Origin of the sequence: Chryseobacterium sp. KACC 21268 (assembly GCA_028736075.1) — a bacterium.
In the GTDB taxonomy this organism is placed as follows: domain Bacteria; phylum Bacteroidota; class Bacteroidia; order Flavobacteriales; family Weeksellaceae; genus Epilithonimonas.
The window spans coordinates 1,365,117-1,378,036 of the sequence record CP117875.1 but is presented as its reverse complement, the minus strand read 5'-3'; the positions used below and the strand labels follow the sequence as shown (position 1 = coordinate 1,378,036).

10 protein-coding genes and 3 tRNA genes are annotated in these 12,920 nt (G+C 36.5%); 1 reads left to right on the top strand and 12 read right to left on the bottom strand.

Annotated features, from left to right (window positions below; all coding sequences use genetic code 11):
• Positions 1-8: 8 nt before the first annotated feature.
• The 9 genes from PQ459_06560 to PQ459_06520 all read right to left on the bottom strand — a co-directional run bounded on the left by PQ459_06560 (position 9) and on the right by PQ459_06520 (position 11,262).
• Positions 9-722, bottom strand: a complete 714-nt coding sequence (locus PQ459_06560) for a phosphoadenylyl-sulfate reductase (protein ID WDF48137.1) — start codon at positions 720-722, stop codon at positions 9-11.
• Positions 723-806: 84 nt separating this feature from the next.
• Positions 807-1,838: an FAD-binding oxidoreductase gene (locus tag PQ459_06555; protein ID WDF48136.1), complete on the bottom strand. Its 1,032-nt coding sequence runs from the start codon at positions 1,836-1,838 to the stop codon at positions 807-809.
• 58 nt (positions 1,839-1,896) lie between these two features.
• Positions 1,897-3,114 carry a gliding motility protein GldN gene (gene gldN / locus PQ459_06550; protein ID WDF48135.1) on the bottom strand — a complete coding sequence of 406 codons (1,218 nt, stop codon included), beginning with the start codon at positions 3,112-3,114 and terminating at the stop codon, positions 1,897-1,899.
• Positions 3,115-3,167: 53 nt separating this feature from the next.
• Complete coding sequence (gene gldM, locus PQ459_06545) at positions 3,168-4,736, bottom strand: gliding motility protein GldM (protein ID WDF48134.1); 1,569 nt, start codon at positions 4,734-4,736, stop codon at positions 3,168-3,170.
• 46 nt (positions 4,737-4,782) lie between these two features.
• Complete coding sequence (gene gldL / locus PQ459_06540) at positions 4,783-5,460, bottom strand: gliding motility protein GldL (GenBank protein WDF48133.1); 678 nt, start codon at positions 5,458-5,460, stop codon at positions 4,783-4,785.
• 36 nt (positions 5,461-5,496) lie between these two features.
• Positions 5,497-6,918 (bottom strand): gliding motility lipoprotein GldK, encoded by a 1,422-nt coding sequence (gene gldK, locus PQ459_06535; protein ID WDF48132.1) that lies wholly within the window; start codon positions 6,916-6,918, stop codon positions 5,497-5,499.
• 106 nt (positions 6,919-7,024) lie between these two features.
• Positions 7,025-8,878, bottom strand: coding sequence for a glutamine--fructose-6-phosphate transaminase (isomerizing) (gene glmS / locus PQ459_06530; GenBank protein ID WDF48131.1), 1,854 nt, complete (start codon positions 8,876-8,878; stop codon positions 7,025-7,027).
• A 16-nt stretch (positions 8,879-8,894) separates the two neighbouring features.
• The gene (locus tag PQ459_06525) at positions 8,895-10,454 is read right to left on the bottom strand and encodes a DUF4270 family protein (protein ID WDF48130.1); all 1,560 of its coding nucleotides are present in this window, start codon (positions 10,452-10,454) and stop codon (positions 8,895-8,897) included.
• A gap of 37 nt (positions 10,455-10,491) precedes the next feature.
• Positions 10,492-11,262, bottom strand: coding sequence for a glycogen/starch synthase (locus PQ459_06520; GenBank protein ID WDF48129.1), 771 nt, complete (start codon positions 11,260-11,262; stop codon positions 10,492-10,494).
• 300 nt (positions 11,263-11,562) lie between these two features.
• On the opposite strand from PQ459_06520, the gene panC reads away from it, so the two are divergent.
• Entirely contained in the window at positions 11,563-12,408 is an 846-nt protein-coding gene (panC, locus tag PQ459_06515; GenBank protein WDF48128.1) for a pantoate--beta-alanine ligase, read from the top strand.
• A gap of 100 nt (positions 12,409-12,508) precedes the next feature.
• Here panC and PQ459_06510 read toward each other — a convergent pair.
• From PQ459_06510 to PQ459_06500, 3 genes are all read right to left on the bottom strand, one after another.
• Positions 12,509-12,581 (bottom strand) — tRNA-Lys (locus PQ459_06510).
• 99 nt (positions 12,582-12,680) lie between these two features.
• A tRNA-Leu gene (locus PQ459_06505) sits at positions 12,681-12,763 on the bottom strand.
• A gap of 35 nt (positions 12,764-12,798) precedes the next feature.
• Positions 12,799-12,871 (bottom strand) — tRNA-Lys (locus tag PQ459_06500).
• Positions 12,872-12,920 lie beyond the last annotated feature (49 nt).

Genomic DNA, 12,920 nt, shown 5'->3' with positions numbered 1-12,920 from the left:
TTAAATAGTTATTTGTGAACGTGAAGGCCACATTCTTTTTTGTTGGCATCTTCCCACCACCAGCGACCAGCGCGGAAATCCTCGCCTGGCTGAATTGCTCTTGTACAAGGCGCACAACCGATGCTTACGAAACCTCTGTCGTGTAGGATGTTGTAGGGAATTTGTTTTTGTTTGATATAATCTTTGACCTGCTCGGTGGTCCAGAAAAGAATCGGATGGTACTTGATGATCTGGTTAGACTCATCCCATTCAAATTGCTGGAGATTTTCGCGATCTGGCGAATGTTCTGCTCGCAGACCTGTGATCCAAACTTTGTTGCCTTTCAAAGCGCGCTTCAGCGGATGAACTTTTCTGATCTCGCAACATTTTTTTCTGTTATCAACCGAGGTATAAAAAGAATCGGGACCTTTTTCCTGAATGAACGGTTCCAATTCTTCCTGATCTGGATAGTAGGCTTTGACATTGACTTTGTACTTTGACCTCGTTAAATTCCAAGTGTTGTAAGTGTCCTCGAAAAGGCGGCCTGTGTCCAATGTAAAAATCTTGATGTCGGAATCCTTAACAAAATCTGTGATGACCTGATCTTCCATACTGAAACTGGTAGAAAAGCAGATATCTTGGTGGAAAAGGTCGGTTAGATGATCCAAAACTTCTTCGATAGAATTGTTCTGAATGTTGTTTTGAATTAGGTTTTGAAAGATGGACTTTAAATCTTCGTTCATTTTTTTAATCGTTGCTGGTTGCAAAGTTAATGATTCATACATATCTTACCAAATTAGTATAATATGAAATGCAAAAAGACCTTATTAATAAAATCTTTTTACATCGATCTCCGGATCAAGGTCTAGATCTTTCTCCAAATAATCGCACATCACTTTGGAAAAATAGGTTCCGTTCAGAACACCTCTTGCGCCGAGACCGTTGAAGATGTGAAGATTTTTAAATTCCGGATGCGTTCCAAGGATTGGACGTCGGTCATCAACTGTTGCTCGGAACGCTGTCCTGACTTTGTTGATGGAATAATTGCCTTTGTAAAAAGCTTGAAGTCCTGTTTCTAATTCTTGTACAAATTCGGAATTGATATCTGGTGTCTGATCAAAGCGGTTGTAGGTTCCACCATAATAAAATCGATTCTCCGAAAGTGAGAATAAGAAATGTTTTTTCTTGATGATGTACGGATCAATTGGTCCACCAATCTTGACTTCCAAGCAATGGCCTTTGTTTGGAAGAATTGGAATCGTGTTAAAATACGGATTGTCTTTGGTATGAATGCCTTCACAGAAAACAATATGTTTGAATTGAAAATCTTTGTAAGTTGAATTATCAAAATCAATGAGATCGTAATCAAAAGACGCATTGATAAGGACGCCTTTTATATCGAAATACTGAAACATATCTTTAAAGAAATTCTCAACATCTATTCTGCAGGAATTTTTTACAACTCCTGATTCCAGTGGATTTTCTACAGATTTTAAAGTGACAAAATCATTATCCAAGAAAGATTCCAGATCTTCTTTCTTTGAATTTTTGAGCCATTGTTTCTTCTCAGCTTCATCGTGAAAAATCCGGGCAACGGGTTCATTAATGATGTAATTTTTACCGGTGTAGGATTCTATTTCCGAGAATATCGTTTCCAGATAATCCATTTGTTCTTTGGACTTCCAGAAAGTACTGAATCTCTTTAGGATGACAGGATTACAAACACCTGCGGAGATGTGTGACCCGGAAATTTGTCTTCCATTAAAAATAACAAAAGACCTGTTCTCCTTCTGCAGTTGATGTGCAAGAAAAAAACCTGCAAAACCACCTCCGACAATAATATAATCTATCTGCTTCATAAAAATAAAAAACCTGAGTAAAGATACTCAGGTTTTTCTATTTGGAATATGAGAAATATTAGTAATTCCACATATCATTTTCCATTTGTAGGATCTGTGCTTTGATCCTGTCGCTTTCGTCCAATTGTCCGTCAGCATCTGCAGGGATGTACTCATCGATGATTCCGCTTCCACCTCTTCCAAGACCATTATCTGATTTGTAGATAACAGCTGAGAATCTTCTTGCATTAAGAACATCATCAAAAGTAATATCAGAAGTTGAGTTCTTCGCGTTGAATATGTAGTTGCTGGATAGTACCTGTCTTGCATCCGGATAATAGATCCAGAAAAGGTCGATCAAATCACCCGCTTCGTTAAGGATTGATGGATCCATAGGCGCTCCAGACTCTTGCATCTGTTGTGCTCTTTCGGCCTTCAATATGGCAGCATTAGGATCTTCTCCCATCGCGGCAATACCAAGCAATCTGTATCTAAGTTGTGTATCTCTCTTATCGATATACCACATACCCATCAACTTCAATGCTTTTACTTTCTCAGTTTTAGTTTCAGAGAATCCAACGTTAGCTTCGATATCAGACTTCTTGATCTTATACCAAGATCCATCCAAGTTCACTAGCATAGTTCCCGGCTCGATAGATGGTGCCTTAGAAGTTTTCTTAACGGTTTTCTTCTTTTTTCCTTTACCAGTTGTTACAGTTTCTTCTGTAGCAGCAGGTTGAGCAGAACCATTAAATTCTAAAACGTCTGCTAGCCTTGTAGAATATTTCATAAACATTCCATTGACTTGTTTGTTATCAGTTCCCTTCAATGAAGTGAAATACTTTAACAAACCTTGAGCTTCTGAATCTGAAATCTTGTTTGCATTCAAAGTTTCGATAAAATAATTATCGACCATTGGAACAGACGTTGCAGCTGCAATTCCCTCAGGAGTCAATCTTGTTGTAAAATCATCACCAGAATACACTTCTTTTATTTTACCTGAATTAACAGCATCCAATAAAATCTGATATAGGGATTTGTTTTGAGTTACAAGACCATCACTGTTATGATAAAAAGGCTGATTGATCTTATCATTCATATCAATTATTTCCCATACAACCATACTTCTCAAGATGTCTTTATCTTCGATAAATCCATACTTAAGAGGTGTAATACTATCTTTCTTAACCTCACGGTCTTCTCGGAATGTTTGAGGAGAACCAGCATTAAGAATGCTACTTTGTCCAAAAGCCATCGTTGAGGAAAGACAAATTAAACTATATATAATCTTTTTCATAATAATTATTGAAATATAAAATCAATAAGCTAAAAATAACTTTTTAAAATAAATTAAAGTACACTGATCACAACACCTCCAATATTTGGAAGTACTACGCCACTTAAACCTTGTGCAGTTGCCTGAACATCAAATATTGCGATATTGTCTCCTGCTCGTAAACCTTTTGTCAAAGATTCCACTGGCGCCAGAGAGCTACCATTCACAGACATTACTGCTTTTCCTGGAACCTTCACTTTGAAACTAACAACGTTGAAAGAAACTGGGAAATCAAAATCCTTAAGTGTTGCAGTCAAAGTTTGTTTAGATATCATATTGGCAGGCATTACATCATAACTCTTACCTCTGATCTCTCCTCTTGGTGGAGGGATGTTTTTAACTCTGAATTTGAAAGGTTGAGATATGGTTTTTCCACTTGGGGATTTTCCAGCAATTGTAAGTGTCACCTCGTTTCCACCGCCAGGTGTTACATTCCATTTTCCTTTTCCTCCACTTACAGATGCACCTGGAGCAGACAATGTAGTCGCGTCTAGATTTGCACCCAAGATAGATCCAGAAATTGGGTTAGATAAACCTCTATAAAGAACATTCATTTTATCCGCCGCTAATATAGCACCACTCTGTTCTTTCAATGCTTCTGCACCTGATACAACATTAAGCGTATGAGCATATGGAAGTGTATGAACTTTACCGTTTTTATCAGTAAATGAAATTTGACCTTTTAATTCCTGAGTTCCTACAGCTCCTGTTGCTGGTGTAATGATACCTTGACCATTAACCAATTTAGCACCAGAGATGCTTAATCCAGGAACAGAACTTGCAAAAGTTCCAATTGCGACTTTAATCTCAGCTGGCTCACCTTTCATTACTGAACTCGGACCAGAAACCAAAGCTTCATAAGAATCAAATTTGATATCAGCATCCACTTTTTCTTGCAACATAGATGTCAATGCATCTGACTGTAAGTTTCTAGCTTCTGATTGTATCACTTCCAAGTTAGAAAGTGCAGCAACTAAAGGCTGATTATAAAATTTGTACTGTACCCATCCTTGATTACTTCTTTTGTCTCCTTTTGGAAACTCGGCAACAAGAGTTCTTGTAGCTCTGTCAGCTACTGCCTTAAGTTGAGGATTACTTCCAAAAGTTGAAATAATAAAAGTTCTTAAATCATTAATTTTATTTTTAAGATCTTCTGATGTTTTAGAAGGTGTTTCCTCATCACCGTCTTTAAAGAAATTCTTTGTAGAAGGTTCTGTATTGTTAAGAGCAGTAAGACTTTCCTCGATAGGCTGAGTAGCATCATACTCTCCTTCAGTAATCATTTTGTTCTTTACTCCTTCGATAAAACCTACAAGATCGTTGGTCTTAGCTTCTAAACCTTTATATTGTTCTAATAAAGGACCATAATTTTCAGGTGAAGAAACGGCCTTAGCCTCTAATGTTTTTTTGAAGATTTTATCGTTTCTGTCTTCAACTGTAAGCCTTGTATCAGTCAATGACTGATTTGTATCTTTATATGACCTAATGATTTGCTGATCAATTGTCATCGCTAGCATCGCGATGAAAACCAGGTACATCAGGTTGATCATCTTCTGACGTGGTGTCTGTTTGCCTCCTGCCATTTTAATAAATTAAATTAATTGTTAAACAAAATTAAAATGATAGTGATTAAGACTTCATTGCGCTAAGCATACCACCATAAACTCTATTAAGATTATTTAGATTACCAGTAAGGCCTTGTAGTTCTTCGTTGAATTTTTCTGAGTGTGCTGCAGATTTTTGGATATCTTCAACATATTTTTTACTGAATTCTGATTGCTTTTGTCCTTGCTCTAATTGAAGTGCATACAAAGCATTCATACTTTCCAAATGAGAAGCAGCCAAGTTAAGTTGCTCATTATATTTGTGAGTAGAAGCAGAAACGTCTACTGTTTGGTTGATCTGATCTACTGAAGATGAGAATTTATCAATTCCTCCTCTTAGTCTTTCGAATAAGCTTACGTCTAATTTTGCATCAGCAAGCATTTGATCTAGTTTGCTAGAAAGAGACACTTCCAATTCTTTGTTTTCAACTTTAGCAACAACTTTCTTAGGCTGTCTTTCTGCAGTTTCATCTAATAATTCTGGATAAACATTTTCCCAAGCATAGTTTTCTTCAGATTTTGGTGGATCGAAAGCGAAGAATAAGAAGATTAATGCTTCTGTAATCAAACCAGCAGCAAGAGCAACGTTTCCTGAGATAGGACCAATACTCCAGTGAGTCATTTTAAATAAAGCTCCCAAGATTACGATAGCAGCACCAAACGAATACACAAAATTCGTGATAGAATCTTTAGTTTTAAACATGTTCTTTTAAATTTTTAGTTAGTAATAGTTAGTTAATTATTTAGTTGTTCTTTTAAATTTGCCAGCACCGGATGGGATATCCTGAATTGTTCTGAACCCGATATAACTTCTTGCAGAATCTTTTCTTTCCCAATCTCTGTTTCCAGTCATTAGTAGATATCCTACGTCTTTCCAAGATCCACCTCTCACAGTTTTCTTCACTTCTCTATAAGCTTGATTAGATAAATAAGGATTCAACGTTGAGGAGAATTCGTAAGTTGAGTTGCTGTACGGCGACTCAGTCCACTCAGAAACGTTTCCAGCCATATCGTAGAGACCGAAACCATTTTTAGGGAATTTCTTAACAGGAGCTGTATAAGTGTAGTTTCCTTTTTTCTCGTCTTCTATATAACTACCTCTTTTCGGTTTGAAGTTTGCCAAATAGCATCCTCTGTCGTCTTGCAAATACGGACCACCCCAAGGGTAAGTAGCATTCTCGATTCCACCTTTAGCAGCATATTCCCACTCTGCTTCTGTAGGAAGACGGAATCTCATAGCTTTTTGTTTTTTCTTCTTCTGACTGTTGTTATAATCAGTTTTCAATTTTGTTTTGAAATCACAGAACGCTCTTGCCTGATCCCAAGTTACACCTACAACTGGATATTCTTTATAAGCATTGTGCCAAAAATATTGATCGAACAAAGGCTCGTTATACGCATAATTAAAATCCTTAACCCAAACAGTTGTATCCGGATATATTGCGATGCTCTCTTTTTTCAAATAGTTAGCACCTCTATCTTTATCTTTTACGGCAGACATTACATCTTCCCATTGATAATTATATTTGATCTTTGACCAATCTATGATTCTCTCATTATTGATTCTTTTTTCTGTAGGCAGATACATAGATTCAAGAACCTCAGCATATTTTTCGTCTGGATAAGCAGAAGTATTATAATTGATTGGAACTTTCCAATCTAATTTTTTAGAATCGTCGTAACCATCTCTACCACCTTGAGACTCCATGAATTTTTGATAAGGTGTAGCCTCTTCGCCTGTCTTTTTACCAGCATAAGCGTAATCTCCAATGGAACCTCCATTTCCACCTTCTTCGCCGCCGCCTTCTCCAGCAGCCTCTGCTAATAGACCTCTTGCGATAGAATCTCTAACTGCATTGATGAATACTCTGTACTCTGCATTAGTAATTTCAGATTCATCCATAAAAAAAGAAGATACTGTTACAGTTTTAGGCATTGCTTTTTCGGGTGTAGCTGCAAAGTCCTGATCCGCCATACCCATTACAAATGACCCGCCTGGTATGGACACCATACCGTAAGGGCGTTCTGCAACAAATGATTTTGATGATCCTCTCGGAACAAGCTCTCCCTTAAGACCGGGCTTACCAGCACTTCCCTTACTACCTTTGGAGCAAGAAACAATAACCGACGTTGATAATAATATTAGTAATATCCTTTTCATCCTATTTTAAAGAAATTAAGCGGTAAATATATAATTTTTTTTATGAATAATTATCAATTTTTATTCAAAACGTAAATTGTTAAAGAATATTTCACAAACCGTGAAATTATTCTACTGTTACTGATTTTGCAAGGTTTCTTGGTTGATCCACATTTGCACCTCTTTCTACTGCAATGTAATACGAAAGCAGTTGTAGAGGGACTGATGCTAAGATTGGTGAGAAACACTCAGACGTTTCAGGGATTTCTATGATATAGTCTGCCATAGCTGCTACCTGCACATCACCTTTATTAATAACTGCGATCACTTTGCCCTTTCTCGCTTTGATTTCCTGTACATTACTTACAATCTTATCATAGTGTCCGATTTTTGGAGCAATGATAACGATTGGCATATTCTCGTCGATTAATGCAATTGGACCATGTTTCATCTCTGCTGCAGGATAACCTTCTGCGTGGATGTAAGAAATCTCTTTAAGTTTAAGTGCTCCTTCCAAAGCAGCAGGGAAGTTGTAACCTCTTCCTAAATATAAGAAGTTGGTAGCATTTGCAAACTTTTTAGCAATATTTTTGACAACATCATCAACAGTATTCAGAACCTCTTCTACTTTTTTAGGAATAGCTTCCAGTTCTGTAATCAATCTCATGAAATCTGCTTTTCCGAGATTACCGTTATGATTTCCTAATTTGATAGCAATAAGAGACAATATGGTAAGCTGAGCTGTGAAGGCTTTTGTAGAAGCTACACCAATCTCTGGTCCAGCGTGAGTGTAAGCCCCAGCATCTGTGTATCTTGCAATAGAAGAATCTACAACATTACAAATACCAAATACGAACGCTCCTTTTTCTTTAGCTAATTTAATAGCAGCCATCGTATCCGCAGTTTCTCCAGATTGAGAGATTGCGATAACAACATCTTTGGAACTGATAATTGGATTTCTATATCTGAACTCTGAAGCATATTCTACTTCTACCGGTACTCTGGCAAATTCTTCGATAAGATACTCCCCAATAAGTCCGGCGTGCCAAGACGTTCCACAAGCAATAATGATGATTCTCTCCGCATTTGTTAATCTTTCCAAATGATCCCAGATTCCAGCCATTTTTATGATCCCTTCGTCTGCAAGCAATCTTCCTCTCATTGTATCGAGTATGGATTTTGGCTGTTCGAATATTTCTTTTAACATGAAATGCTCGTAACCTCCTTTTTCGATTTGCTCAAGATTAAGTCTTAACTCCTGTATTGCAGGCTCTATTTTTGTGTTTTCTTTGATCGTTCTGATATCGATTCCAGTTTCCAGTGATATCGTAGCCATATGTCCTTCTTCAAGATATACAGCTTCTTTTGTAAACTCAACAAATGGAGAAGCATCAGATGCTACAAAAAATTCGTTTTCACCAATTCCAACAGCTAAAGGAGATCCAAGTCTCGCAACCACCAGTTGTCCTGGAAAATCCTCGTGCATTACAGAAACAGCATAGGCACCATACACTTCATTCAAAGCGTATCTAACAGCTTCGGGAAACTCCAAAGTTGGCTCTTTGTCCATAAAATACTGGATAAGATTAACTAGAACTTCTGTATCTGTTTCAGATTTAAAATCAAAATCTTTATTGATAAGCATTGTTTTGATTGTATCGTAATTCTCTATGATACCATTATGAACAAGTGCTATTTTTCCATTATTAGAAACATGAGGATGAGAGTTATTATCACTAGGAATACCGTGAGTTGCCCATCTGGTGTGTCCCATCCCAATTTTAGAAGTACTTTTTAATGCTTTGGAAATTGCTACAAGATCATCAACTTTACCTTTTGTTTTTTTGACTTCAAATTCTCCATTATCGGTTTCTAAAACAACTCCTGCACTGTCGTATCCTCTATATTCCAAGCGACGCAATCCATTGATCACAATATCATAAGCATCTCTAAAACCTGTATATCCTACGATTCCACACATATACTATTATTTGTTTTTATTTTTTTGTAAATATTATTCTTAACTGAGCTACTTTGGATTCCTTATTTATGGCATCACCTATAATACCTTGTTGACCTGTTCCTTTAAGAACAACTCGGAAAGGGCTGTATGCTCTTGTATTAAAATTCTGTCCTAATAAAATTCCTTGATTATCTATCAAATAGCCACCTACATCAACTCTAAATCCTCTAATTACAGATTCTGCTTCAACAATATCTTTTAGACTCTTTGTAATTCCAATTTCATAATAAGCGTCCTTGGTTCCAAGATTTGCAGTTCTTATCAAAGTGTAACCAGCAGAAGATAAAGCTGTCATATCTGGAAGAAATCTTATAGAATCTTTGGTTGCTCCTCTTTCTCTAACTAAGAAACTACTTGGTTTTCTGTAAGAATTATTCCATTTGGTTTCGTCATTATAGAGTCTGATTTTCGCAGATACAATTCCAATTTTCTCATTTTTATACATTTCTCTTAGGCGAGCTACTGTATTATCTGGTATTCTAATCCCAAAACTAGCACCTCCCATCCCCTGAGTGTAGATCACCTCATCACCAGAAATATCATTTGGCGCATTGTTATCAGAAATTGCACCACTATAATCTGATCCTGCTCTGTCATAGATTATTTGGCTCAAATGAACATTTCCAGATCCTAAATTCAAAGCTAATTCTGCTTTGGTACGGGTCACTGTCCCATCTGTAGCGGTCACATCATTTTTATAATAAATAGTGATTGCCGTGTCATTAGGCGCCATTGAAAACAAATAACCATCGTTCTCTAAAACAGAAATACTGATTCCTTTAAAATATCTGATAAAAGAAGCAACATCCTTTAACACTTGATTTCCCTGTTTAGCAATAAGTTTGTTTTGAAAAAAAGCACTGTCCAATTTCATTCGCAATGAAACTGATCTGTTTAACAATTCTGAAGCATCTGAATCTTTTGTAACCACTACAGAATTTACAGTACCATCAAACACCTTGGACCCAATTACGTTAGAATTCAAAGCAACAACCTTATTAGAAGAAAGCTTGTCAGACGTCCCGCCTAAGAAATCATCAACTTCATGTACTCTGATTGTAAATTTCGTTTTGCCGTCTATTTTAGCTTTACCATACTTGCTTACAGGATAAGTGGTTACAACTTTCTTAGCTGCCACTGCTCCGTCCGGATAGATATAATCTTCGTTGGTTGTAGTTTTAACAGAGTCTGTAGCCGTCTCGTATCTGGGTTTCATTGTCAAAACAACAGAATCTACGACAGGGTTTTTTCCAAAATCCGGATTATAGGTAGCTAATCTGACTTGGGTAATATAGGAAACCTTTTGTCCTCCGAAAACAGATTCTTTAAAAGCACCTAATCTTACACTGTCAATTTTTGATGCGTCAGCTTGGATTGTATCTTTGTTACTTATATTATATGCTACAAGACTGTAAGCTGTTTCATTGCCATTTGCCTCGTTGCCATTTACCAATTGTGATCCCAGATCATCCAATTCTCCTTCACAAGAGTTCAAAACCATCATTCCCATTACCAAAAACGGGATCATCTTCATTAAATTTTTTATTTTTATCATTCTAAAAAAATAGTAATTAATAAACTGTTGCTATAGAATCTGCATTCAAATAATCAGATTTTTCGGCATTTGCTTTTCCATAAGCCTCATCTAGCTTTTCCTCCAAAAACTCATTGCCTTTGACGATGACATCTACATACTGCATACTGTCATTCACAAAGTTGAGAAAGCTAGGATTATCTAACGATTGCAGATCGGAAATATTATCAAAAGCCAAAACTTCTTTTGTGTTGCTATTGAGTTCGATGTCCTCTTCGTTGTAAACTGAAAGTACAATCTTTGTATCGTTGAAATAAGTATCGTCTTTGTAATAAGTCTTCAGATAAATAGGAATTAATGAAGACATCCAACCATTCAGGTGGATAACGTCAGGTACCCAATTTAATTTTTTGATGGTCTCGATAACGCCTCTTGCGAAGAAGATGGCTCTTTCGTTATTATCCTCAAATGCTTTTCCTTCATCATCGTGATAATATTGTTTTCTTTTGAAGTACTCTTCGTTATCAATAAAATAAACCTGCAGACGCTCGCCTGGCAAAGAAGCAACTTTAATAATCAAAGGCTGATCCAGATCATTAATAATAATGTTCATCCCGGATAGTCTGATTACCTCGTGAAGTTGAAATTTTCTTTCACTTATCTGTCCGAATCTGGGCATAAAAACCCTCACATCGTTACCACTTCCGTGCATTTTCAGCGCCATTTTGTGTACCAAACTTCCCATATTAGTGTCTTCTTGGTATGGAAACATCTCTGTAGTAACGTATAAAATCTTTTGATTAGGCATAAAATTTACTTTAAATGAAGTATAAAATCTTCATTTTGCAAAATTACAAAAAATTAAATCAAATTATTTATTTTAGTTAATATTAATAGTCAAATGGAAAACATATTAGAAATCAACCAGTTACTTTATCATTAATGTTAATTTTTGTACGAGAAATCACTTATCTATTCTTTTTCAAATTGTTAAAATTCTCTAGAATTATTATTTCCAGCCTTTTATGGTGAAATGACTGTTTATTCAGCATTCTATTATATTAGAATTTGTAAAAACGATTATCTTTGATTGATAAAATAATAAAACATGCAGGTCTTCTACGACAAGAATTCTTTTTCTGAATATATCAAATCAAAGAAAGAACAACACCAAACCATTGGATTTGCTCCTACAATGGGCGCTTTGCACGCAGGTCACATTTCACTTTATCAAGAAGCACGACGAGATAATGATATTGTAGTTTCGTCAATCTTTGTCAATCCAACACAATTTAATAATCCGGAAGATCTGGAAAAATATCCTCGGACTGTGGAGGATGACATCAAGAAATTAGAAACTTCCAAACTTGTGGATGCAGTTTACGTCCCAAGGGTCGAAGATATCTATCCAAATGGAATGGAAAGAAAACACTATGATTTTGGAGGCATAGAAAACGAAATGGAAGGCGCCGCCAGACCAGGACATTTTGACGGTGTCGGAACTGTGGTACAAGAATTATTTTTACAAGTCCAGCCAGACAATGCCTATTTTGGAGAAAAAGACTTTCAGCAACTCAAGATAATCGAGAAACTTGTTGAAGTCTTGGATTTGAATATTAAAATCCACGGCGTCAAAATCCATCGGGAAGAAAATGGCCTTGCGATGAGTTCCAGAAATATGCGCCTTTCTGCAATCGAAAAGGAAACTTCTGCGCTCATCTACCAAACTTTGAAAAGAGTGAATGAGTGGTTTAAGGTGATTTCTGTACCGGAAATCAAAACAAGAGTTGAAGAAATATTTGAGCAAGAAGATATGGATCTGGAATATTTTATGATTGCGGAAGAATCAACCTTAAAAGAGGTGGATTTCTTTTCGGCGGATGATGATTTCCGGGCTTTCATTGTAGTGAATGTTGGAAATGTGAGATTGATTGACAATCTTCATTTGGATTAAATTTAAAATTTGGACATAAAAAAAGGAACTTCTTTATACAAGAAGTTCCTACACCAAATCACAAAATATTAATATGAAAAAAATTTACTTGCGTAAATTGTGACCCGGCTGGGATTCGAACCCAGGACCCATACATTAAAAGTGTATTGCTCTACCAGCTGAGCTACCGAGTCGGCCACTTTAATTAATATTGCTATTAATCAAAATTGTTGTTTGGTTTTGAAAAACATCGGAAAATAAATTCTTCAATTTTTCATTCTTAATTTTTGCAGTGCCTGCGACTGGACTCGAACCAGCACATCCTTAGGAAACCACCCCCTCAAGATGGCGTGTCTACCAATTTCACCACGCAGGCAAAAAAAAACCGTATCGCTACGGACTTTTTGCTTGTGACCCGGCTGGGATTCGAACCCAGGACCCATACATTAAAAGTGTATTGCTCTACCAGCTGAGCTACCGAGTCGGCCACATTTAAAATTTCAATATTACTATTTCGTTTTAAAGTGGTGCAA